This is a genomic window from Prevotella aurantiaca (assembly GCF_015262605.1).
Taxonomy (GTDB): domain Bacteria; phylum Bacteroidota; class Bacteroidia; order Bacteroidales; family Bacteroidaceae; genus Prevotella; species Prevotella aurantiaca.
The window spans coordinates 32,823-57,633 of sequence record NZ_JABZSJ010000009.1 but is presented as its reverse complement, the minus strand read 5'-3'; the positions used below and the strand labels follow the sequence as shown (position 1 = coordinate 57,633).

21 protein-coding genes are annotated in these 24,811 nt (G+C 38.9%); 10 read left to right on the top strand and 11 right to left on the bottom strand.

Translation table 11 applies throughout. The features are described 5' to 3' along the window. Nucleotides 1–250: 250 nt before the first annotated feature. Both HXN26_RS03165 and hemW read right to left on the bottom strand, forming a co-directional pair. A complete protein-coding gene (locus HXN26_RS03165; protein WP_025000651.1) occupies nucleotides 251–574 on the bottom strand; it encodes a positive regulator of sigma(E), RseC/MucC domain protein in 324 nt (107 codons plus the stop codon). A 61-nt stretch (nucleotides 575–635) separates the two neighbouring features. After that, complete coding sequence (gene hemW / locus HXN26_RS03160; protein WP_273158629.1) at nucleotides 636–1,814, bottom strand: radical SAM family heme chaperone HemW; 1,179 nt, start codon at nucleotides 1,812–1,814, stop codon at nucleotides 636–638. A gap of 254 nt (nucleotides 1,815–2,068) precedes the next feature. Here hemW and HXN26_RS03155 point away from each other — a divergent pair, with 254 nt between their 5' ends. The 3 genes from HXN26_RS03155 (at nucleotide 2,069) to HXN26_RS03145 (ending at nucleotide 6,793) form a co-directional block, all read left to right on the top strand. Beyond that, a complete protein-coding gene (locus HXN26_RS03155) occupies nucleotides 2,069–4,231 on the top strand; it encodes an elongation factor G (protein WP_273158627.1) in 2,163 nt (720 codons plus the stop codon). A 411-nt stretch (nucleotides 4,232–4,642) separates the two neighbouring features. After that, on the top strand, nucleotides 4,643–5,389 hold the full coding sequence (locus tag HXN26_RS03150; RefSeq protein WP_273158625.1) for a polyprenol monophosphomannose synthase: 747 nt from the start codon (nucleotides 4,643–4,645) through the stop codon (nucleotides 5,387–5,389). Nucleotides 5,390–5,473: 84 nt separating this feature from the next. Continuing rightward, nucleotides 5,474–6,793, top strand: coding sequence for a suppressor of fused domain protein (locus HXN26_RS03145; RefSeq protein WP_273158623.1), 1,320 nt, complete (start codon nucleotides 5,474–5,476; stop codon nucleotides 6,791–6,793). A 445-nt stretch (nucleotides 6,794–7,238) separates the two neighbouring features. Here the strand turns inward: HXN26_RS03145 and HXN26_RS03140 are convergent, their stop codons facing one another. The 3 genes from HXN26_RS03140 to HXN26_RS03130 all read right to left on the bottom strand — a co-directional run bounded on the left by HXN26_RS03140 (nucleotide 7,239) and on the right by HXN26_RS03130 (nucleotide 10,720). Next, complete coding sequence (locus HXN26_RS03140) at nucleotides 7,239–8,453, bottom strand: uracil-xanthine permease family protein (protein WP_273158621.1); 1,215 nt, start codon at nucleotides 8,451–8,453, stop codon at nucleotides 7,239–7,241. A 112-nt stretch (nucleotides 8,454–8,565) separates the two neighbouring features. Further along, nucleotides 8,566–9,579, bottom strand: coding sequence for an iron ABC transporter permease (locus HXN26_RS03135; RefSeq protein ID WP_273158620.1), 1,014 nt, complete (start codon nucleotides 9,577–9,579; stop codon nucleotides 8,566–8,568). Between the two features lie 22 nt (nucleotides 9,580–9,601). Further along, on the bottom strand, nucleotides 9,602–10,720 hold the full coding sequence (locus HXN26_RS03130; RefSeq protein WP_273158618.1) for an ABC transporter substrate-binding protein: 1,119 nt from the start codon (nucleotides 10,718–10,720) through the stop codon (nucleotides 9,602–9,604). Nucleotides 10,721–10,853: 133 nt separating this feature from the next. Here HXN26_RS03130 and HXN26_RS03125 point away from each other — a divergent pair, with 133 nt between their 5' ends. The 6 genes from HXN26_RS03125 (at nucleotide 10,854) to HXN26_RS03100 (ending at nucleotide 16,724) form a co-directional block, all read left to right on the top strand. Next, on the top strand, nucleotides 10,854–12,320 hold the full coding sequence (locus HXN26_RS03125; protein WP_273158616.1) for an SLC13 family permease: 1,467 nt from the start codon (nucleotides 10,854–10,856) through the stop codon (nucleotides 12,318–12,320). A 537-nt stretch (nucleotides 12,321–12,857) separates the two neighbouring features. Then, complete coding sequence (locus tag HXN26_RS03120) at nucleotides 12,858–13,469, top strand: FKBP-type peptidyl-prolyl cis-trans isomerase (RefSeq protein WP_273158614.1); 612 nt, start codon at nucleotides 12,858–12,860, stop codon at nucleotides 13,467–13,469. 62 nt (nucleotides 13,470–13,531) lie between these two features. Further along, on the top strand, nucleotides 13,532–14,620 hold the full coding sequence (aroC, locus tag HXN26_RS03115) for a chorismate synthase (protein ID WP_273158612.1): 1,089 nt from the start codon (nucleotides 13,532–13,534) through the stop codon (nucleotides 14,618–14,620). 371 nt (nucleotides 14,621–14,991) lie between these two features. Continuing rightward, nucleotides 14,992–15,393 (top strand): thymidylate kinase, encoded by a 402-nt coding sequence (locus tag HXN26_RS03110; protein WP_273158610.1) that lies wholly within the window; start codon nucleotides 14,992–14,994, stop codon nucleotides 15,391–15,393. Between the two features lie 99 nt (nucleotides 15,394–15,492). Beyond that, a complete protein-coding gene (locus tag HXN26_RS03105) occupies nucleotides 15,493–16,203 on the top strand; it encodes a hypothetical protein (RefSeq protein ID WP_273158608.1) in 711 nt (236 codons plus the stop codon). A 77-nt stretch (nucleotides 16,204–16,280) separates the two neighbouring features. Further along, nucleotides 16,281–16,724: an SMI1/KNR4 family protein gene (locus tag HXN26_RS03100; protein WP_273158606.1), complete on the top strand. Its 444-nt coding sequence runs from the start codon at nucleotides 16,281–16,283 to the stop codon at nucleotides 16,722–16,724. 203 nt (nucleotides 16,725–16,927) lie between these two features. On the opposite strand, the gene HXN26_RS03095 is transcribed toward HXN26_RS03100, so the two are convergent. From HXN26_RS03095 to holA, 4 genes are all read right to left on the bottom strand, one after another. Beyond that, entirely contained in the window at nucleotides 16,928–17,836 is a 909-nt protein-coding gene (locus HXN26_RS03095) for a dihydroorotate dehydrogenase (RefSeq protein WP_273158604.1), read from the bottom strand. Between the two features lie 72 nt (nucleotides 17,837–17,908). Next, nucleotides 17,909–18,682 carry a dihydroorotate dehydrogenase electron transfer subunit gene (locus HXN26_RS03090; RefSeq protein ID WP_273158602.1) on the bottom strand — a complete coding sequence of 258 codons (774 nt, stop codon included), beginning with the start codon at nucleotides 18,680–18,682 and terminating at the stop codon, nucleotides 17,909–17,911. Nucleotides 18,683–19,228: 546 nt separating this feature from the next. Beyond that, on the bottom strand, nucleotides 19,229–19,690 hold the full coding sequence (locus tag HXN26_RS03085; RefSeq protein ID WP_025000639.1) for a helix-turn-helix domain-containing protein: 462 nt from the start codon (nucleotides 19,688–19,690) through the stop codon (nucleotides 19,229–19,231). Between the two features lie 867 nt (nucleotides 19,691–20,557). Next, nucleotides 20,558–21,583, bottom strand: coding sequence for a DNA polymerase III subunit delta (gene holA, locus HXN26_RS03080; protein WP_273158599.1), 1,026 nt, complete (start codon nucleotides 21,581–21,583; stop codon nucleotides 20,558–20,560). A 229-nt stretch (nucleotides 21,584–21,812) separates the two neighbouring features. On the opposite strand from holA, the gene HXN26_RS03075 reads away from it, so the two are divergent. Beyond that, a complete protein-coding gene (locus HXN26_RS03075) occupies nucleotides 21,813–22,262 on the top strand; it encodes a type I restriction enzyme HsdR N-terminal domain-containing protein (protein WP_025000637.1) in 450 nt (149 codons plus the stop codon). 646 nt (nucleotides 22,263–22,908) lie between these two features. On the opposite strand, the gene HXN26_RS03070 is transcribed toward HXN26_RS03075, so the two are convergent. Both HXN26_RS03070 and HXN26_RS03065 read right to left on the bottom strand, forming a co-directional pair. Further along, nucleotides 22,909–23,730, bottom strand: a complete 822-nt coding sequence (locus HXN26_RS03070) for a zinc ribbon domain-containing protein (protein ID WP_273158596.1) — start codon at nucleotides 23,728–23,730, stop codon at nucleotides 22,909–22,911. 54 nt (nucleotides 23,731–23,784) lie between these two features. Continuing rightward, nucleotides 23,785–24,594 (bottom strand): Nif3-like dinuclear metal center hexameric protein, encoded by an 810-nt coding sequence (locus tag HXN26_RS03065; protein WP_025000717.1) that lies wholly within the window; start codon nucleotides 24,592–24,594, stop codon nucleotides 23,785–23,787. Between the last annotated feature and the right edge of the window lie 217 nt (nucleotides 24,595–24,811).

Sequence of the window (24,811 nt, the reverse complement as noted above, 5' to 3'; positions counted from 1 at the left end):
TATAAGAGAATTAAAATTGTCCTATAAGAGAATTAAAATTGTCCTATAAGAGAATTAAAATTGTCCTATAAGAGAATTAAAAAAGTCTTATAAGACAATTTTGAGTGTCTGCATAGAGAATTAAAAGGTTGATAAGATATTTGGCGGCTCCTATAAACATCTGAAAATATAATTAAGGCAGGTTCTAAAAACCATCTTTATTGGATTTTTAGAACCTGCCTTAAGCTTGTTTTAAAATATTTTAGTGACACTAATGCAAAGTAGATTTGTATTGTTCTTTTATGCGTTGTTCCACTTCTTCGAGGGTTTTGTTGCTGCTTAGTCTGCTTTTTATGAGTCGGAAGCCGTACCAGACGATGACCATTCCGAGTGCTGCAAGGAGGAATGTCCATACGTTGCCAAGGTTAAAGCCCTGTATAAACTTTTCGCAGATAACGAATCCGCCAATAGACACAAGGTAATCGAGCCAACTCGACGATGTGTAGCTTTTGCTTATGCGTTGGTATTCTTCGTCGTTTGCGAGCAGTTGTTGGCGGTTGGCTTGCCAAAGTTGTTCAAATTCCTGTTCTGTCATAAATGTAAGTTTCTGTTTGTTCTATGTGCAAAGGTAATGAAAAAAATGGTTTGCTGCGGTTTTAAACGTACATTAATTCGCTCATAACGAAATCGCTGACGTAAATTCCGTTGCGTGTAAGGTGCAGATGGTTGTCGGTTATGGCGAGCAGACCTTGTGAGATAAGTGGAGCAGAGGCTTTTGTTATGTGTTCTTTGTAAGGCGACGGCAATGCGGTAAGGTCGATACCGCTCTTCGTGCGCAGGGCTGTTGTTACCATATCGTCGTAGTGTGTGTCGGCGTCGATGGTTTCCACCTCGTAGATGGGGCGGTTGTTTGTAATGCCATTGATGTATTCTTGCAGGTTGTCTATGTTCCAACGGCGTGTGGAAAGGTTGTAGCTGTGTGCCGATGCGCCTATGCCGAGATAGCGTTTGTTTGCCCAATAGGCACTGTTGTGGCGCGAACGGAAAGGAGAAATGGCGGTATGGGCGAGCTTGGCAAAGTTGCTGATTTCATATTGCTCGTAGTTGGCGAGAGCAAGGCGGTCGATAAGCGTGTCGTACATCGTACGATAAAGTTCCTCGTCCATATCTTTCGCTTTACCTTTTAGCAAGAGTTGGTAAAGAGGAGTACCTTCTTCATACATTAAACTGTAAGCCGAAAGATGTTCAACATCTAAGGCAATGGCTTTATCTATATCAAGTTTCCATTCATCTAAGCTTTCGTTCGGGAAACCAAACATCAAGTCTATGGAGATATTCTCTATCCCAGCGTTACGCAAACGACTTATAGCAGTTTTCACATCAGCAGCTTTATGACGCCTACGAAGAAACTTTAAACGCTCGTCTGAGAAAGTCTGAGCACCCATAGATATGCGATTGATGGGCAAATGTTTAAGATTTTCGGCAAATTCGGAGGTTACATCATCGGGATTACACTCAAACGTTATCTCCATTTCGTCATAGTTTGCTATTCTATCAGCATAGTTTTCAGCAATACAACTGAATATCTTCTCAATATGGAAAGCATTTAATTGCGATGGTGTACCTCCCCCAAAGTAAATCGTTTCAAGTCGATCAGCAGCGTCAGACTTATCATCAAAGATATATTTCTTTTCCATTACAACTTCTTTACACAACGCATCCACATACAAATCCATCGTTGTTGCTTTCTCTGCACGTGGTGTTAAAGTGGAATAAAAGCCGCAATAAATACAGCGGCTTGCGCAAAAAGGAATATGGAAGTAAAGTCCTGCCATCTATTATATAATGTAGTAAACTTAAAGAAGAATTATTTCTTTGCAAAAGTAGTAATTTCTTTTAATACTTTCATAAATTGTTGCAAATTGTTTGGAGGTATAAAATAAAATGTCTAACTTAGACGGCAGTAGTAGTAGGCACAGCTTATTGCTCAGCATAGAAAATAATACTAACAACCTAAAGGTGGACTTCTAACAGATTACTGCCTGTATGTAGACTTTTAGAACAACCTTTTTTTAAATCTTTTGTGGTTATGAGAGTATATCAGACAAACGAAATTAAGAACATTGCATTGCTTGGCAGTGCGGGTAGCGGCAAGACTACTCTTGCCGAAAGTATGTTATTTGGTGCCGGTATTATTAAGCGCCGCGGCACAGTGGAAGCTAAAAACACAGTTTGCGACTACTTTCCAGTAGAACAAGAATATGGCTACTCAGTATTTTCTACAGTCTTTCATGTTGAGTGGAACAATAAGAAGTTAAACATAATTGATTGTCCAGGAAGCGACGACTTCGTAGGTGGTGCGATAACAGCATTGAATGTTACCGACCAAGCCGTAATCCTTATAAATGGACAATACGGCCCTGAAGTAGGAACACAAAACAACTTCCGTTATACAGAAAAGTTGAAGAAACCTGTAATCTTCTTAGTCAATCAATTAGATTCTGATAAATGCGACTTCGATAATGTGATGAATAGCATGAAAGAAATCTATGGTTCAAAGTGCATTCAGATACAATATCCAACTAAGACAGGTGCTGGATTCAATAGTATTATTGATGTTCTATTGATGAAGAAGTATAGTTGGAAGGCAGAAGGAGGTTCTCCTATCATTGAAGATATACCTGCTGAGGAAATGGATAAGGCGATGGAACTGCACAAAACTTTGGTTGAAGCAGCCGCAGAGAACGACGAAACATTGATGGAGAAGTTCTTTGAGACAGAAACTCTTACCGAAGACGAAATGCGCGAAGGTATTCGTAAGGGCCTTGTTGCTCGCAGCATTTTTCCAGTATTCTGCGTTTGTGCAGGAAAAGATATGGGCGTGCGCCGCTTAATGGAGTTCTTAGGTAACGTTGTTCCTTTCGTTAGTGAAATGGACAAGATACATAACACACGTGGGGAAGAGGTGTCACCAGACTCTAATGGTCCTGAATCAGTTTATTTCTTTAAGACCGCTGTTGAGCCTCATATCGGTGAAGTAAGCTACTTCAAAGTTATGAGTGGTTCGATTAAAGTGGGCGATGACTTGACCAACGCAGACAGAGGCTCAAAGGAACGCATTGGCCAGTTATTTGCTTGTGCAGGCGCAAACCGTATTCCTGTAGACCAACTTAATGCGGGCGATATTGGCTGTACAGTGAAGTTGAAAGACGTTAAGACGGGCAATACATTGAATGGTAAGGGCGTAGAACAGCACTTCGACTTTATTAAATATCCAAATCCAAAGTACATGCGTGCCATCGAATCAGTTAATTCTCAAGAAACTGAAAAGCTTATGGCAGCGTTATTGAAGATGCGTCAAGAAGATCCAACATGGCTTGTAGAACAAAGCAAAGAGTTGCGTCAGACCATTGTAAAGGGACAAGGCGAGTTCCACTTGCGCACTTTGAAGTGGCGTTTGGAGAACAACGAGAAACTTCAAACCGTATTCAAGGAAGCACGCATACCTTACCGTGAAACCATTACCAAGCAGGCAAAGGCTGAATATCGCCACAAGAAGCAGAGCGGTGGCGCAGGACAGTTCGGTGAAGTGCACCTTATTGTAGAACCATACGCTGAAGGTATGCCAGACCCAACAATGTATAAGTTCAACGGACAAGAATTTAAGATGAACATTAAGGGTAAGGAAGAAAAGACATTGCCTTGGGGCGGTAAGCTCGTATTCATCAATTCAGTTGTTGGTGGAGCCATTGACACACGCTTTATGCCAGCCATTCTGAAAGGTATCATGGACTGTATGGAGCGTGGACCATTGACCGGAAGCTACGCCCGCGACGTGCGCGTGGTTGTTTACGACGGTAAGATGCACCCAGTAGACTCTAACGAACTTTCGTTTACACTTGCTGCGCGCCACGCATTCTCTGATGCTTTCAAGATTGCGGGGCCTAAAATTCTTGAGCCTATCTACGATTTGGAAGTGTATGTGCCTGGCGATTATATGGGCGACGTAATGAGCGACTTGCAAGGACGCCGTGCTATGATATTGGGAATGGACAGCGAAGCGGGCTACCAGAAGCTGCAAGCCAAGATTCCGTTGAAGGAATTGGCAAGCTACAGCATCTCTCTGAGTTCGCTGACAGGTGGCCGTGCAAGTTTTACCACCAAGTTCTCAAGCTACGAACTCGTGCCTAACGAAGTCCAGCAGACCCTCATTGCTGAACACGAAGCAGAAGTTAAGGACGAAGACGAATAGAAAAAAGAACATTTTTGCATTTGCAAAACACATAAAAAGAGCAAGAGCCGACATGCCGTACAGCGTGTCGGCTCTTCGTTTTTAAGGGTAATTTCACACCAGTCTCAACGCCATTGTCAGGCTATATTCCAAGTAGAAAAAGCGCATCTGTAATATTCTGTGTTTCAATATGATATGATGTGGTGAAAAATATGACGTCATATTTCTCAGAAGATGATATCATATCGGTTTAAACATGACATCATACCCGCCAAGAAGTCTGAAAACAGAGTCAGAAAACCCCGCGATGTCTTTCCCCGTACAATGGGCTTACGCTTTCCCTTTTAACAACCTTTTTATAAGCAAACCGATTGTAACATTTGGGATATTCGGATATTTATCTTACTTTTGCATTATAGAATATATTTGCGTATGACAAGCGATAGTATAGTAATCATCCCTACATATAACGAAAAAGAGAATATGGAGAATATTATCCGAGCTGTTTTCGGTTTGGAGAAGTGTTTTCATATCTTAGTAATTGACGACGGAAGTCCTGACGGAACCGCACAGATTGTACACCGGCTCATAAAAGAAGAGTTTGCCGACCGTCTGTTTATTATCGAACGTTCAGGCAAGTTAGGACTTGGAACAGCTTATATTTGTGGCTTCAAATGGGCATTGAAGCATGGCTATGACTATATATTTGAGATGGACGCAGACTTCAGTCACGACCCTAACGACCTGCCCCGACTGTATGCAGCTACGCACGACGAGGGCTTCGATATTGCTGTCGGTTCACGTTATGTAAGCGGAGTGAATGTGGTAAACTGGCCCATCGGACGTGTCCTGATGAGCTATTTTGCCAGTAAGTATGTACGTTTTGTAACAGGCTTCCATGTTCACGACACCACGGCAGGCTTTGTTTGCTATCGTCGAAAGGTGCTCGAAACCATTCCACTCGATGAAGTTCGCTTCAAAGGCTATGCCTTCCAAATAGAAATGAAGTACACGGCGTACAAGATAGGATTTAAGATTAAGGAAGTGCCCGTTATCTTTGTAAATCGCCGAGAAGGCACAAGTAAGATGAGCGGAGGTATATTTTCCGAAGCCTTCTTTGGTGTGATGCGTTTAAGAATAGACGGTTGGTTCAGGAAATATCCCCCCATTAAAAATTAAATAACAGCATAGTAAAAGAACGTTTTCACATCGAAGGCGTTCTTTTATACGTTTAGAAACAAGCTTATTTTTGTTGTTTTCACGATGAGGCATATCACAAGAGATGAAGCTTTAAAACTATTGGTGCGCAATAATCCCGAACCAGTTGCGAGTCATTGCGACAAGTCTATGTGGTGGTTCATAACTCGTGCCGTTGGCGGACTATGGATTCAGCATCCACTCAAAATGATAGTGTCATGGCTTTATCTGCTTATGTTACCTTTAATTTATGTGCAGAAAAGCATAGGATTTGCCATAATAGGCATACCTTTTGTATTCTTCTGTATTCTTGCTTATTATTTTTATTTCTACAGAAAGCTATACAAAGCATTAAGAGAGAATACTTATCGCATTGATGAAGATGGTATATCGGTGTCGATAACCACAGTCGATGGCATTTGGGCACGCTATCTTACCACGCCGTTCTCTCTGATTAAGGATATATGGTTGGCTCAAAACTACATTTATATTGAAACGGAAGACAAGACAGATATTGGCGTTGTCTACCTCTTTTCAGACGAACCAGAACGCATTTTGGGCAATATCGTATCGTATATGCAGTTGGAAAAGAAAGCCAAAGAGGATAAACCAATACCTTATTATAGCGCAGAGGAACGCGCAGACCTAAGAAACTTCGTGCAAGAACGCTTCGGTAAGATAGACGCAGTACTACACGATACCGATGGCGAAGGCTTTCCCATCGACATTGTTAGCATTCCACCAACCAAGCAACGCAAGTATTGGACGCTTTGCACAGTGGGTGCAGGAGCCATTCGTGTGCCCAACCAAGAATATTATAAGCAGTTGGACAATGGAGAAATAACTTTCGACGAAACCAAATACACCGACGGCTTTGTGATAGAACACTTCGAATATGTTATGTATTTGCCGCCCGACTGGAACGTAACCGATGCCGATTTAAGCAAAGACAGCAACTATTGGTATCTACGCCTACTGCGCGATGTAGTGCAATACACCTATTATAACTTCCAATTTCAACTGGGCGACACACTAAGCTACAATGATAGTGACGGCGAAGAACTGTCGTTCGATGCTTCCACAGACTTCTTTGCTGCCTTGATGCTGTGTCCGCTGCCCGATGTTCCTAACGAAATGTTTGCCAATATAGGCGGTCGCACCATTCAGTTCCATCAAGTTGTGCCTATTACAATCGAAGAATCCAATTATATAAGTCAGCGTTCTGCTGCCGACTTTATGAAAAAATATATGAGCATTGATGCTGTCATGTTGGACGAAGAACCTATAGACGTGAAGCATAAACAGTATTCAGAAGCACTCATCTCACACTTTGAGCGTCATATAAGGGGAGCAAATGTGGTGGCAATGTATCCCAAACAAAAGTAAATAGCTACTGTCTGATAAAATAGAAAACACACCAACACGTTCTCTTTCACAAACCGAAAAGAGGTAAGAATTGTGTAAACATTTTTCATAAGCACACATATCATCTATCCAACTTGCTATCAACGCCTTGCAACACCCATTGTTTTGCGTTCCAAAAGAGCCTATTTTGCACTGCAATAGTGCCTATTTTGCGATGCAAAACAGGCACTATTGCAGTGCAAAACCATTCATATTAGTATTAACTTGTGCTTTTCTTTACAAATGAAAGTAGCCTTCTATGAGATTTTTTAGTATTTCAAGGAAAATCAGAAATACTGGTAAAACGATGAAATACTTACATTTTGGCTTGCTCATTTAGCCAACAAAAAACGGGGACAACGGCATAAAAGCACTGTTGTCCCCGCGGTCTAGTATTTAATGGTAGTAACTAATGCTTTAAAAAGCACTATTTTTCAGTTTCTTCTTCCTTTGGATGTGGAAGCACTAAGTTAAGTAAAACACCTACAATTGCCGCCAAACCGATACCGCTCATGGCAAAATCTTTATAGCTAAAGACTGCTCCGCCAATACCAATAGTAAGTGTTACCGAAATAATAATGGTGTTTCGGGTGTGGTTTAGGTTCACTTTGTTTTGTACAAGGTTCTGTATTCCAACCGAAGCAATGGTACCAAAGAGCAGCAACATAATACCACCGAGCACGGCAGTAGGTATACTTTGCAACAGAGCGCTAAGTTTTCCGATAACCGAAAAGACTATTGCTGTAGCTGCAGAAATACGAATTACCTGTGGTTGAGTGATTTTTGTAATGCTCATAGCGCCTGTAACTTCGCTGTAAGTAGTTACGGGAGGACCACCAAATAGGCTCGCTACAAGACAAGCCAAACCATCGCCAAGCATTGTTCGGTGCAGTCCTGGATCCTTAACAAAGTCTTTTTGTGCTACAGCACCTACCACATAAACATCGCCAATATGCTCAATAACGGGCGCAATGGCTACAGGTATCATGAAAAGGAAGGGCTTTAACTCGAATTGCGGCATGTGGAAGTCGGACAATGCAGGGGGTAATGCAAACCAAGGTGCCGCTATTACATCCTTAAAATCAACTTTCCCTATGCAAACAGCAACGATATAGCCCGCTATAATGCCACATACCACAGGCACAAGCTTAATGAGTCCTTTGCCCAAAGTAAGCACTAAGATAGCCACAGCAAGCGATACGCCAGCTAAAAGCCAATTATCTTTAGCCATATCAACAGCCGAACTAGAAAGAGAAAGTCCAATTAAGATAATGACAGGACCTATCACAACAGGTGGAAAAAGTCTATTTAAGAACTTTCTTCCTTGCAATCGAATCAGCAAAGACATTACGAAATAGACCAGCGAAACGCCAATAATACCTGCCAAGGTACCTGGCATTCCCCATCTTTGTGAAGCCATAATGATAGGCGCAATAAAGGCAAACGACGATCCAAGAAAGATAGGTACCTTGCCTTTAGTAATAAAATGGAAGATGAAAGTACCGATACCTGCCGTGAAAAGAGCTGTGGCAGGGTCGAGCCCAACGAGCAACGGGACAAGCACAGTAGCGCCAAAAGCCACAAAAAGAAACTGTACGCCTACGATGGTTCGTTTGAATGGTGATAAGTTAGTTGTGTTCATTTCTTATTAAATTAGATTAACCGCATAGCTATCGCTATGGATTTTAGCTGCAAAGCTACAAAAAATAATCCAACTGCTAAAAGCAATTGGATTATTTTTTGTACGGGTTTTCTTAACCTTTCGACTTTATAAGCACATAGATTACTACGGGTGCACCTATTAAAGGTGTTACGGCATTGAGCGGAATAATGCCACCTTCGCCTGGCAAATAGCAAATAAGATTGCATACAAGGGCTATCAGTGCACCGCTAAGAATAGTAGCTGGTAACAATAAACGATGGTTGTCGGTGGTCAATAATAAACGCGCTATGTGGGGAACAGCCAGACCAATGAAACCAATAGGACCACAAAATGCAGTGGTTATAGCCGACAATAGTCCTGTTACAATAAGCAGATAGTTGCGCACTTTACGTGTATTGATTCCCAAACTTTCAGCATATTGCGGACCAAGCAATAGAGCATTTAGTGGTTTCATCAGCAATAAGGAACAGAAAATGCCTGAGCACACAATTCCAACAAATATAGGAATGTGCTCCATAGATACTCCTCCGAAATTGCCCATGCCCCATATCATGTAACTTTTTACGCCTTCTTCGGTAGCAAAGAAATTGAGTAGCGACACAACAGACGACGACATATAGCCCACCATAATGCCTATAATGAGTAGTAAAACACTATTTCTGATAAGAAGAGAAAAAAAGAAAATCAATGCTGTTACTGCCATTGCACCAGTAAAAGCTGCAACTAAAACAGCCATAAAGCCCGACACGGAGAATAAAACCGTGGACACGTTGCCACCTAAAAGCAGCATAACAAGGGCTACACCCAAGCCAGCCCCAGCGTTGATACCAAAGACATCAGGCCCTGCTAATGGATTTCTGAAGGCGGTTTGCAACATTAAACCGCTCACAGCAAGTGCTCCACCGCAGAACATTGCGGTTATTGCTTGCGGCAAACGGTTCTCTAAAACAATGAAGCGCCAACTCTCTTTGCCATCAAAACGACCTAAGCAGATATCTAAAACATCATTAAACGGAATGCGTACCGAACCAATATAGAGGTTCAGTAAGAAAAGAAAGAGAATGCCAAGAGGCAGTAAGACAAATGCGAAAGTATTCTTTTTCATTGTCAGAAAGGTTGCTGCAGTTTTATAAACGATGATAATAACGCAACGAAGTAGTTCTCAAGTCAGGGTGAAAGAGTTGTACTAAGTCTGCCAAAAGCCAGTCTGGACGCCAGCTAACCTCCTCGAAATAAGGCGTTCTATCTATTTGACAGCCGTAAATCTCGTCAGTCTTGAAAGGTTTCAGTGCTGCGTAACCTGGGTATTCGGCCAAGAGTTGCTGCTTGTTAAAGTTGCCGTAATAGCCAAAAATCCAGAAATCAGCTTGCCCTACCTTATCTAAAACAGTCTCAAAAGGTAGCGCCAGGCTTCCACTTTTCTTATTATTAGCAAATGCATACTTGCCATTTGCATCTTTATAAAGCAATCCTACACTGCTTTCGCCGCCTGGCATATACCACACACTGCCTGTCTTGCGGTCTGGTAGAACCGAAAGTGTTTGCTTAGCGGTCTTTGCTTTGGCTTTCAAAGCAAGGTATTCTTTCTCTACAACCTTAAATAATGAGTCGGCAGTCTGCTGACAACCGAAGAGAATACCATAGAATTTCATCCATTCGGCACGTCCCAATGCAGAGGTTTCCATATATTCTGCACATTCAATAATAGGGATTTTTATTTCATCTAACTTGCCATATCCACCGCTATTTTCAAATGGTGATACCAGCAAACCATCGGTTTTAAGGTCAATTATTTTCTCTATGTTAGGCTTCATACCATCTCCGCAATCAACAATCTCTTTGCTCTTCAGGCGTTTTTGCACGTCAGGTATCAGCATATACTTCCCATCAGCAACACCCGCAATAGCTTTTTGTGCACCTAACATCTCCATTAAGTTAGCGTGTGCAGTCGTAAAGAACACGCCTCTCCTAATCGGAACTTGCACAAGAGTACCATTCTCAGGCTTCTCTACCTTCTCCGCATCTTCCACTAAATAGTAGGTATGCAATGTCTCACCCTTTTTCCAAGGGTTCGCAAGGATTACTTTTATACCGTCATCAGTACGTTCCATTTTGATGTTCTCGGCATACTTAAACACTAATGTGCTGTCTATTGGGTCGTTAGTCTTTGCTTCTTTAACCTGATTGTTACTACAACTGAAACACAGACTTAATAATAAGAGGTATAGAACCTGAAATTTACGCATAGCAAAAGAATATTTCCTGCAAAATTACAAAAAATGTTTGAATTTTTGTAAGAACAGAAACTTTTTCGTAATTTCGTCCCCAATTTAAAACAACTATAATAAACAATCAAAATTAATTAAGTAAAATTTTACCATGTCAGAGAGTAATTTAAACACGCTGTCTACGCACATTGAGAGGAAGAAGGTGTGGCAGCTATTAGGAATTGTGCTGGTTACAGCCATTGTTTGGAACCTTCCCACCTCAGTATTTGGTATAGAAGGTTTAACTGTTGTTCAGCAAAGAATTATCGCTATCTTCGTTTTTGCAACGCTTTCTTGGTTAACTGAGTGCATTCCAGCTTGGGCTACGTCATTAGCAATAATGACAATCATGTGTGTAACAGTATCAGAGAACTCGTTTTTACCATTCAAAGGCGATGGAATAGGTGAACTATTGAAGTCTAAAGATATTATGGCTTCGTTCGCTGACCCTATTATCATGTTGTTCTTGGCAGGCTTTATCCTTGCGATAGCAGCTTCAAAGTCAGGCCTTGACACGCTGTTAGCTAAGAATATGATACGTCCTTTCGGTAAAAAGAGCGAGAATGTGCTGTTAGGTTTCCTTTTCATAACAGGTACTTTCTCTATGTTTATCTCAAATACAGCGACTGCTGCGCTTATGTTAACCTTCTTAACACCAGTGTTTGCATCGCTTCCTGCAAATGGAAAAGGCCGTATCGGACTTACCATGGCTATTCCATTGGCTGCCAACTTAGGCGGTATGGGTACACCTATTGGTACACCTCCTAACATGATTGCCATGAAGTTCTTGAACGACCCAGAAGGTTTGAACTTGGGTATTAGCTTCGGTCAATGGATGCTTGTTATGGCTCCGCTTGTAATTATCTTGCTTCTTATCTGCTGGAAGGTAATTCTTTACTTCTTCCCATTCACTAATAAGACTATTGAATTGCAGATTACGGGTGAAGTACACCGTGGTTGGCGCATGTATGTAGTAATTGCTACCTTCATTGTAACCATCTTGCTTTGGATCATTCCAAAGGAGGTAACAGGTATAAACACTAACACCGTGTCTATGATACCAATGGGAATCTTCGCCATTACAGGCGTTATTACAGCGAAAGACCTACAACAAATCGACTGGAGTGTTATCTGGATGGTAGCCGGAGGTTTTGCTTTGGGTCTTGGTATGAATGGTTCTGGCTTGGCAGATGTTGCCATTGAAAGCATCCCATTCGGCACTTGGAGTCCTATTATCATTCTCCTTGTGTCTGGTCTTATTTGTTACTTCTTGTCAAACTTCATCTCAAACACTGCTACAGCAGCCCTCTTGATGCCTATTTTGGCTGTGGTTTGCCGTGCAATGGGCGATAAGCTTGAGATTATTGGTGGTACCAGCACCGTGCTTATTGGTATAGCAGTTGCTGCTTCTACCGCTATGTGCTTGCCAATCTCTACTCCTCCTAATGCTATTGCTTACTCAACAGGTTTGATTGAGCAGAAAGATATGTTGAAAGCAGGTCTTACTTGCGGTATCATATCTATCGTATTGAGCTACTTAGTATTGTTCCTTTTGGGCGAGTGGCACTTCTTTGGATAATCAAAGTTGATATTAAAATAGTAAAGGTCGCACTCTTTAGGGTGCGACCTTTTTTTGTTTAGCTTCATTATAAAAGTGGTTCAGTAGTATATTATCGTAGTAAGCAATATGAAACACGTGAAAGAATTGTACATCAAAATATGAGTATGATTTGCTTATTCAACCGCTTCTTTTTGTAAAGAAAAACATAAACAGAAAACGATGATTATTGTTTTGTATTGCAATAGTGCCTGTTTTACGTCGCAAAACAGGCACTATTGCCGTGTAAAACAGGTTCTTTTGTAACGCAAAACAATGGGTATTATAACACGTTGATAACTATTCAGTTAAGCCATCGAGGCGCATTTGAAAAACATTTACATAATAATACCCTACTTTTCGTATATGCAATAAGAACCAGAAGTGAGACTAATGAGCAATCCAACAGCTTCTTTTCTGTGAGAAAGATAGTACAATCAAAAAACAACAAGCAGTTAGATAGTTTCTCATAAATAAATAGTATCTTTGCAAAGGAACAAAATTTACAAAATAAAAATAATGGAAAATAAAACACATAAATTCATTTCTGCAAGCTACGAATTATATAGTATTGAGTACGGAAACGAAGTATTAATAGAGAAAACAGAAGAAAACAGACCCCTAACTTTCTACACTGGCTGTGATATGGCGCTGCCAGAGTTTGAAAAAATAGCAATGGAAACAGTTGCAGGTAACGATTTTGCTTTTGATTTAGCAAAGGGACAAGCTTACGGCGACTATATGGAGGAAAACGTTTTAGACCTTGATAAGGCTGTTTTCTCACAAGAAGGAGAGTTTGATAGCAGTAACGTTTACGTCGGAGCAATGATTCCTTTGCAGAACCAAGAAGGCCAACGATTCATGGCTCGCGTTATTGATATAACGGAAGACAAGGTAAAAGTGGACCTTAACCACCCATTGGCAGGAAAGGAACTAAGGTTTAAAGGACACGTTATTGAAAACCGTGAGGCAAGCGAAGAAGAGGTTAAAGAGTTCTTTGAAAAGCTTAACAGCCATCATTGTGGTGGAAATTGCGGTTGCCACGGCGATGGAGAAGGTAATGGAAACGGCCAATGTGGCTGCCATGGTGACGGAGAAGGCGGTGGAGAAGGCTGCTGCTGCCATAACTAATCTCTAAAAACTATACGCTCTCAAAGGCGTCTGTAACAGAAGAATAAGGAAAGGAAAACAATATGCCGAATATAATTGGCACACTGTATACATTGACTACCTTTGGCGAAAGCCATGGTGTTGCGATAGGCGGTATAGTAGATGGAATGCCACCAGGTATAGATATCGACCTTGAATTCATTCAAAACGAACTGAACAGACGCCGACCAGGGCAGAGCAAAATCACCACTGATAGAAAAGAAACCGACGAGGTTGAATTGCTGAGCGGTGTATTTGAAGGCAAATCAACAGGTGCACCGATTGGCTTTATCGTTAAAAACAAGAACCAACAGACAAAGGATTACGATGCGATTCGCGACCTTTTCAGACCATCGCATGCCGATTACACCTATTATAAAAAGTACGGCATACGCGATTATCGAGGGGGAGGACGAGCTTCAGCACGCATTACGCTGGCCAGAGTTGTAGCAGGTGCATTGGCAAAACTTGTATTACGGAAATACAATATAAGCATTCAAGCCTATACATCGCAGATAGGCAACATTGCATTAGAAAGGGATTACAGAAGATACGACCTGTCTTTGACAGAGAAAAACGCTGTGAGATGTCCTGACGAAGCAAAGGCAAAAGAAATGGAAAGCTTGATTGCGAAGGTGAAGAGTGAAGGTGATACCATCGGAGGAGTTATCACTTGTGTTGTAAAAGGGTGCCCAGTAGGATTAGGAGAGCCCGAATTTGGCAAACTACATGCACAACTTGGCGCAGCAATGCTAAGCATAAATGCAGCAAAAGGCTTTGAGTACGGTGAAGGTTTTGACGGAAGTACATGGAGAGGAAGCCAGCAAAACGATGGTTTTGCAACAATAAAAGAAAACGAAAACGACTATATTGCAATACAAACAAACCACAGTGGAGGTATACAAGGCGGAATAAGTAATGGTGAAGATATATACTTCAGAGTTGCCTTTAAGCCAGTAGCAACTTTACTGATGGAGCAAAAGACAGTTGACATTGCAGGCAACGAACATACAATAGACCCACGCGGAAGGCACGACCCTTGTGTTCTTCCACGGGCAGTACCTATTGTTGAATCAATGACAGCAATGATATTATTAGACGCTTTATTGGTCAATAACTCCAAAAGAGTATGATATTTTACGGCAAAACGTAATTTTTCTGCATACAATGTATTATTTTGTAATTATTTAATCGTACATTTGTAACATATTTCGTAGCCGTTTGTGAAAATAGTGCGAAAAACTTTTAGTTAAGTCTAGTTTAGTTTTTGTGTTGGTTGAGAGCGTTCGATTGAACGCTCTCAAATTTTTTATATAAGGTAAAACTTCTAAAACAAGCATATACAGCATATCTGCGAAGAAAAAGAAATGGTATTTCTTTTGAAACCAAACCTTTATTTTAGGAATAAAAACAATATAAAACAGCAAAATAATAGTTTTACAAAAAACATTAAGTATATTTGCATCCTGATATAGATTTTACCACGTTTTGAGAATAAAGAAAGATGAAATACGTAATAAAACCTTACGAGGGAATGAGCGAATACAAGTTTGGAAGCTCTCTTGAAGAAATTTTGAGTAAAGCAGAGAATGGCTTTGAGAAAGTTGATAAAGGTCTTCTTATAAAATTGTATTCAGACGATTTGTCTTTAGTTTTCGAATATAATAGATTGGTGGAAATATCTGTAATCGAAAAAAAAGAAGTTGAATTGTATTACAACGATTACAATTTATTCTGCTACGAAAATATAATTGATAAGCTAAAGGATAGTTTTTCGTGCATACAGAAATATGGTTTTACTATATTCGATAGCATCGGTATTGCCCTCAGTGGATTTCAAGAAGATGAAGGGGAAAGGACTGTAACAATTTATAGTCCGCATTATTGGGACGAGATCATTAACTGATGCAATTCCAATGAATAGCATCTTATACTATATTAGTCCTCAAGCACTGAATTCATAACCTTTATTTTAAGCAACAACTGTAAAGCCAATAGTAGATAAATGGAAGAGAACAAAAGATATTTCAGAGTACGTCCATCAATAGAAAGTTCTGTAACAGGAATATCAGATGGTGTTACCAATCAAGTAGAAATACGACTCAAGAAACAGCAATATTCCTTTGCTAATGTGGAAGAGAAGGATTATCTAATGGAGTATTGTAGGTGTTTGTGGGAAGGTAAAATGTTCATTGGCATAGAAGACTTTCCTATAATTGACGTTTCCAAGTTGGGACAGATAGTTTATTATAAAACTAAAAAGCGGGTAAAAGAAACTGATTTCATATCGAACATGACGGACAACTCCTTCGGAATGCTCGATTTTATAGTTTCAGAAAAGACAAAGAAAATGCTTGAACAATTCAAATTGCACTTACATTCCGAAATTCAAGTGAGCATTCCAGAGTTCTCCACAACAAAAAACTATTATCTTTTAGCATTCCCTTGCATTCCTCTTGAGCAGATAGATTACACGAAAAGCATCATTATAGATTCCTTTTCGAGGGAACGTTTAAAGTTTAATTCGTTCGTAGAATATAAAAATCGTGAACAGAAATTTACGGAAATAAGCCACATTTCCCTTGTAGAAAAATACGATTTTGATATCTTGAAAGTTCGCGCAGTGGGCTTATTCTTCTCGGAAAGGCTTATCAATTACATGAAAAAAGCTAAGATGACAGGCTTGGATTATCTTGAGCAAACACTTGAATTGTAATAACAACTGTTTGTTTTGAAGCAGGAAGCAACATTAAACAATATTTATATACAACCAAAATAGAACATATAAAGACTATGTTTATAAAGACAGCACAAGCAATAGTACAAGAAGATATAGCTAATCTTGAACGTATAACGGGGCACAAATTACCCAAAGAATTTGCTTCTCAATACTTAACCTTCAACGGAGGAGTACCTGACAAGGCGCTTTTCTGCGACGCAGAGGATGAAGAAGATGGTTATGAGATTAGTTTTTACCTCCCCGTAAAGTATTATAGCGATGACTTAGGAGAAATGAAAATAGAGAAAAGCTATGCGAAATTGACTTCAGTAAACGTTCCATTGCACTACTTACCTTTCGCAGTTGATTGGGGAGGAAACTACTTTGCAATAGATTTAAAAACAGAAGAGGTTGTGTTGCTATTGATGGATTTAGGGGAATTTACAGAAGATTGCATTGAATATTTAGCACCAAACTATAGCGAATTTGTTGAAAACTTAATTGAAGCTAAGGATTAATTGCTCGCTATGCAACAATAATGAGTCCAATCCATGAAGGCATTTTAATATGCTTGAAGTACCAATATGATTGGACTGAATAAAAAATATGACGTCATATTCACCAAAATATGACGTCATATTTACTTGAAAATGACATCATTTTTGCCCGAATAAGATATCATTCTTTTCTAAATACCAAAAGTTTTAAGAGGAAGCAAGGGCTATTCTACACATCCAATGATTTCATTTATCGACTTGCAACCATGGCTATCCAACCATTCGTTTATACCATTGCGCACCTTCAACGTAACTTGTGGGTCAACGAAATTAGCAGTACCAATCTGTATTGCAGTTGCACCTGCCATCAAAAACTCTATGGCATCAGCAGCCGTAGATATACCGCCAAGTCCTATAACAGGTATTTTAACAGCATGAGCAACATCGTAAACCATGCGAAGAGCTACTGGTTTAACTGCTGGGCCACTGAGTCCGCCAGTGCGAATACATAGGCGATGAGCGCGTTTCTCAATATCAATAGACATACCCATAAGTGTGTTGATGAGCGAAACTGCATCAGCACCTTCGTCTTCGCACGAACGAGCAATGCTTGCAACATCGGTTACGTTAGGCGAAAGCTTAACAATAAGAGTCTTATGGTAATGTTTACGTACTTCGCGAACCACAGTTGAAGCTCCGGAACAGGTTACACCAAACGCCATTCCTCCCTTTTTCACATTAGGACAAGATATATTCAGCTCAATAGCTGGAATATATTCAAGATCATTTAGTCTCTCTGCGGCTTCTGCATAGGTCTCAGGAGAGTCACCACTGACGTTCACTATGATGTTCGTATCTATCTTACTAACTTCTGGATAAATGTGTTCTATGAAATAATCCACACCTTTATTTTGAAGTCCCACGCAATTAAGCATACCCATAGGCGTCTCCACCATACGGGGATAGTCGTTTCCCTCACGAGGTTTTAGGGTAGTTCCCTTCACGATAATACCACCAATCTGATCTAACGGAACGAAATCTTGAAACTCAATACCATAACCAAAGGTTCCACTAGCGGTCATTACAGGATTCTTTAGTTGTAGGTTGCTTATCTTAACACTTAAATCTGCCATCGCTTTTGATTGTTTTTTTAATTCACTATTACATTATATTTGAACATCATCAAATGCCATCAGGACCAATAATTACCATAGTAACTGTTTAATATCGAACACTGGTCCCTCAGTACAAACGCATAGATTACCTTCTGTAGTCTTCTCAACACAACAAAGACAGGCACCTAATCCGCATGCCATAAGATTCTCTAAAGAAGCCTCGCAGCGAATATTAGCAGCCTGCGCATACTTTGCAACTGACACCATCATAGGCTTAGGACCACAGGTAGAAATCTGTTCAAAACGGCATTTTTGCAATATGGAATGATTCGTAACGTATCCTTGCTCGCCCATAGAGCCATCTTCGGTAGTAATAAAGACTTCACCATATTTCTTAAACTCATCTAATTCCAATAAATCGGAAGCTGTACGCGCACCTAATAAGAAGGTTACTGAAATGCCACGTTCTTTGCAAAGCATACCAAAATATAGCAAAGGAGCAACTCCAACGCCACCACCTATAAGCAAAAGACTATCGGAAGACGAAGCTGGATAGGTGAAGCTATTACCCAAGGGAAATACACAGTTAAGCACATCACCTGGTTTTACAGCTGCTATAGTACGTGTACCATCACCCACTTCTGCAACAAGTAACCACAATTCATTACGTTCCTTATCAACAAAGTTTATAGAAATAGGGCGACGTAAATAGGTTGTAGATGAACCATCAACCTTAATTTCAACAAACTGACCGGGCAACATAGCAGGCAGTTTATTATCGTGAGTGAGTTTAATCAACACATTTTTCGCATTCAAACGTTCTGCAGATACAACCTTTAGGTCGAGTATAAACTTCTGTTTCATGATGATATAATAGAAAATATTACTGCAAAGATACACAAAAAATATTGCAGCGAAGCACAATCAATCTCGCTTTTAGCAAACAAATTAAATTCTGTAAATAAAGAATAGATGGAAGAAAACAAAACTAAAAATTGAGATTCGCAATTATTTTACTTAAAAACAAGAACTCATAGATAGAAAAATGGACCACCATCATATAAAAAGAACTACTTTAAAACATATAAGAAACGAGGTTCACAAAATAAAAGAAGAATATTCGCATAAAGGAAATGAACTGTTACTATATAATAAGTTAAAAGAAAAAGAAGTTCAAACACGTGCTGCTGTATTATTATACGTATTAAAATAGATATTTATTCACAAGTGAGGAGGATATGAAATAGACTGATAAGGCATATTACGCTAATTACCATATAGTGATAAGACCATCTTAATACAATGGAAATAAAGAAGTCTCCAAGAGATTTTAAAATCAGCATGGAGACTAAAGGATATCGATCTTACTATATTATACAAAAATAAAATGTTAATTTTTTGGGAGAAAAATCATTTTTTAGGGACAAATGTCTCCCAAGTTTGGTCATCAAAAAAAATACGAATTTCAGTAATATTACGCTGTGGTTTGTCAATATATTTCACCTCCGTTTTAACTATATCCTTGGGTGTTAATGCTGAATTTTCATCAATTCTGCGTTCATCTACCGTAAAAGTGAGGGGAGCAGATGGTACTTCATCGAAGAGATTTAAATTAGGAGGTAATACGTTTGATACATCTGGATTTTGTAATTCAGATACCTTCTCTTTGAACATTGGCTCTACTCCATACATGATCCAATCGAGACTAAGAGTCGGAAATTTTCCTTTTATAGCTTCAACTGTATTTAATGTCGGTTTTGTTCTCCCATTAAAGATACTACTAAGCGAAGCAGACGAAATTCCGATGAAGTCTGCAAATGTTTGTTGGGTCATGTGTTGACTCTCCATTAAGCGTTTTATTCTATCTTTCATAACCTGTTTGTGCTATTTAATGGCTCTTAGACCAGTTTTTAATGATTTTACAAAGGTAAAACAAATAATTCATAAAACCAAATAAATAACAAGGAGTTTTGCTTTTTAAATTTCGTGTTTTGATATTTAAAAACACAAACCAAAAGACTTAAAGCACGTGCAATAGCAATTTACATTTAGAAATATAAATAAACGATAATACTTAAACTTTAAGCTTTAAAATAGCATTTTGCCTTATAATACTGGCTTTTAACATGTCCTTATAGTCACCTTACTGCTTTTATACAGAAAATTATTTGATTTGCAATAGAAATCTCCTTTTTTTGTCGCACTTATGTTAATGCAATCTTATAAATAACTGATTATCTGTCGTTTTAGTTCGTTTGCTGTGCCATGAATATTTAAACGTTTACAAAATGAAATGCTATGATTTAGTTTTATAATTACAAATGTAAAACAATATGTGCACTTTTATATCTAAAAACAATCAGTATTAAAATACAAATAATACGTGTTTAGTTTTTAAAAGTAAATATACTATTCAACAATCTAAACGTTAATAAAATCTAATTATAAATCTTTGGTTTTAAAAAAGGGCCAAAATTAGCGTAATTTACATATTTCGAAGCGAAGTTAAGGTTGTTTTTAAATAAGCCAACTACAGAGGAGTTAAAAACACGTAAATAACGTTTTACCAAGCTATTACGCGAAAAAAGCAGATAAAATAAGTTATTCATTCTAGCTCTAAAAAGTATGAAAAAGAGACATTTTCAGGCATTATTTCTACTGAAAACGTCCATTTTAAGGTCTTATATCCCCTAAAATGGACGCATTTAGTTCTATTTTTAGCACCAAATATATGTCTTTTTAATGCAAAATGAAAAAGATTAGTTCTTTCATTAAATCCCCTGCCCCAGTGCTTGGGTTATCTAATCCTTTGCTTTTAGCATCTACTTCTCTGATCTTAGCAATGATATCCATCGTCTTTCGAGCTGTGTAATTTCTCATTCCAGTATAGTATTCTTTCGCTCCCCAGCTGCTTCTTAATTCCAATACCTGAACTATATCATTTTCTGTTTTATTGTTTGGCGAATAGAAAACTATCATTAGATTCTGAAAATAAGAGAAGAGTAAAGGCAAGAAAGAATAGAGCGAACCAGCCTTCGGATTCTTATCAAAATAATTTACAATTTGATTCGCCTTAAAAACATTGCGGTTTACGATAGAATCGCGCAATTCGAAAGTGTTAAAATCCTTACTTACTCCAACCTCTTTCTCAACAATTTCCGGTGTAATTCTTTTATCGTTTTCAGGCAATGATAGTGTGACCTTATCGAGTTCCGATGTCAGACGATTTAGATCAGTTCCGATATGGTCAGCTATCATCTGGGCTGCTTTTGGCTCAATCATGATTTTTTTCGTTGCCAAATAATTTTGCATAAAACCTGCAAGTTGGTATTCTCTTATTTTTTTACTTTCGAATACCACTCCAATAGAGTCTGCCATAGCTATCACTTTCTTTCTTGCGTCAATCTTTCCGTTCTTATGACACCAAACAAGAATCGTGGTCTTGGCTGGATTTTTTAAATATTTCTCCAATGCATCGAGCGAGCGAATGTTTTGCGCTTCCTTTACAATTACAACTTGATATTCTGCCATCATCGGGAAACGCTTAGCCATATCAGTAACCTGCACTGCAGAAACATCTGATCCAAAGCACACATTCAGATTAAAATCCTGTTCTGCAGGCGTCAGCACATTCTCTGCAATGTAATTTGTTATTTGGTCGATATAATAAGATTCCTCGCCCATCAATATATAAATAGGAGAGAACTTCCGTGCTTTCAGGTCTTTCATTATGTCCTGAAATGTTGTTCCTTGTTTTGCTGACATCTATTACTTTATTGTTATTTCTGCTGTGTTCATCCCCTAATTTCCATATAATTAGGCTCGCACTCTCAGAAAATTTATCTATATTTGTATTGAATTTGCACTCAAATAGTTCCCATAGGTAACTTCGAAGCAATATACTTTCGCCTGCAAAGTTAGTTGATAAAAAAGAGAAAACAAAATATTGCAGGGCTTTAAATGTTCTCTCAAATCAGAAAAAAGACAGACAACAATGCTACAATTAAACCTCCCACCCTATAATATAAAGGTGAAAGAAGAGAATGGGCGCCGCAAAATCTTTGATATTTTGCGACGAAAATATCTTGTAATAACACCCGAAGAGTGGGTTAGGCAGCACTTTATTAATTACCTTATTAACCACAAAGATTATCCAATGAGCTTACTTGCCAATGAGATATCGCTTTCGGTTGGCGACAAAGTTATCCGTGCAGACAGCGTTTTATATGACAACTATCTGCGCCCACGAATGATAATAGAATACAAGGCGCCACATATTCAGCTCACACAGAAGGTTTTCGACCAAATATCAGTTTATAATCTCCTACTCCACGTTGATTATCTCATCGTGTCGAACGGCTTAGATACTTACATCTGCAAGATGGATTATGAACACCAAACATACACTTTTATTCCATCAATTCCCAATTACAAAGAACTATAACCTACCCCCTTAATTGACGTATTTTCCCTTTTTAGTACTACATAATTATATGCATAAAATAGTAAAAATATACAAGTACAACATACCAACACGACAAATAGATAACACGCTGACTACCAGCATTTTGTAAAACCCATTGTTTTACATTACAAAAGAGGCTGTTTTATCGTGTAATAGTGCCTGTTTTGCAATGCAAAACAGGCACTATTACAAAGTGAGAGCATAGGTATTATTATTCAATAGCCTTTTCTGCATAAATCAAGAGCATTTTTATGCATTATCTATACCTGAATTTTGAGCATAACTTATTGTATATTTCACATCTTATTGCATCTTCAACACATGATAAAAGCATAAATAAATCGCTCCTATACAGCAAATATTGCATGTACAAAATATAATTTACAGATAATATAACAGCGACATAGAAGAACTATTTATTATGTTATTCAAATGCACAACTACCATCAATCAAATGTTAGGTGAGTGCTAAAATCAGGCTCATAGTTCAAGATAAGACACGTATAATATGCTACCTACAAGCAACAAAACATTCAGTTGAATAAAAAAACTCCATTAGTATTGTAAAAACAACAATACCAATGGAGCTATTTTCTTGTTATTATAAGATAAGGTGTACCTACTTTTATTCAGCCGTTTCCTCTTTTTTCTTACGAGTTGTACGCTTTTTCTTAGGCTTTTCTTCTAATGCTTGTAGTTTCACGCCAGCTAATTCAGGGTCGATAAGAATACGTCCACAATATTCACACACGATGATTTTCTTGTGTATCTTAATATCTAACTGACGCTGAGGTGGGATTTTATTAAAGCAACCACCACACGCATCACGTTGTACATACACGATACCAAGACCATTGCGCGCACCTTTGCGAATACGCTTGAAACTGCGGAGCAAACCTGTTTCAATCTTTGTTTCGAGTTCTCCAGCCTTTTCCTTCAAATCATCTTCCTCGTCTCGTGTTTCTTGCATGATTTCATCGAGCTCTGCACGCTTCTCTTCAAGCGCCTTATGACGATCATCCAACACCGCTTCTGTATTAGCAAGATTGTCTTGACGTTCCTGAATCTTAGCCTGCGCCTCGTCCATCTTCTTCTTGCAAAGCTCTATTTCTAATGTTTGGAACTCTATTTCCTTAGTCAACATGTCGTATTCGCGGTTGTTAGCCACTTGTTCTAACTGTTGATTATAGCGTTCCAAGCTTGCTTTTGCACGTTCAATATCTCCTTTGCGTTGTATGATGGCATGATGGAAATCGTCAATTTCATATCGTATCTTGTCGATACGTGTGTTCAAACCAGCAATCTCGTCTTCCAAATCACGCACTTCGAGTGGCAATTCGCCACGTAATGCACGCTTTTCATCGATTGCCGAAAGTGTTGTTTGCAACTGATAAAGATGCTTCAACTTGTCTTCTACTGATAAGTCTTTAGGGTCTTTCTTTGCCATTGTTATATTTCTATTTTGCGTTTATTTTTCTTTCTTGTTTCTTTTTACACCTTATTATATATATATAATAGGGTTTGTATTTGTTTGCGCAATGTGACATTTCACGCCCGAGCACTGCTTTTCAATAATTTCTTTGAACACTTCAGTCGTAAATTGTTCACTCTGATAGTGTCCAATTGAGCATATCTGTATTTGCTGTTCATACCCGAAAAAGTCGTGATAGTGCATTTCGCCTGTAACGAAAGCATCAGCTCCCTGATCTATTGCATCCTTCAACAGAAACGATCCAGCCCCTCCACAGAGTGCCACTCGCTTTATAGGACGACGCAAAAGTTGGTTGGCTTGCACACATACTACCTCAAACTGACGCTTTAAAAGAAGTACAAAGTCATCGGCTGCCAATGGTTCTGCAAACTCACCAAGCACTCCCGAACCTCCAAAAACTTCCCCTTCATCAGTTCTGACCGACTGCAACTTTCCAAAGAAACGAACATTTTGAAGTCTCATTCGCTCGGCAATCTTGAAGTTTACACCTCCCGTTGCAGCATCTATATTAGTATGCATAGCTACAACAACGATATCATTCTTAATCGCTTTTATCACAGTTCGTTGCACATAGTTTGTGTCTGATATTTGGGCAAGCTTACCAAAGATAAGCGGATGGTGCGCTACTATCAGATTGCAGCCAAGTTTTATAGCCTCGTCCACTATCTTTTCAGTTACGTCAAGGCACAATAAAGCCCCTGACACTTCCGCCCCTGTCAATCCAACTTGCAGGCCAGCATTATCGTAACTTTCCTGTAAGGGCAGAGGCGCAAACTTCTCAAGGGCATCAATAACTTCCTTAATTTTCACGCTACGCATAAATTTTTAGACTGCAAAGATACGAAATTAAACTTAAACAACAATGTATCAAGACTTAATTCTTTCTAATTTGGAACTATTTTCTACGCATTTTTATGATGAGAATATCTTTTATTTATCAAAACATAGAAAAAACATAACAATCATAAAAAACCACCTTACAAGTTTTGATATCATTCTGTTTTTAACTATCTTTGCATCTAATAGATTAGTAAAA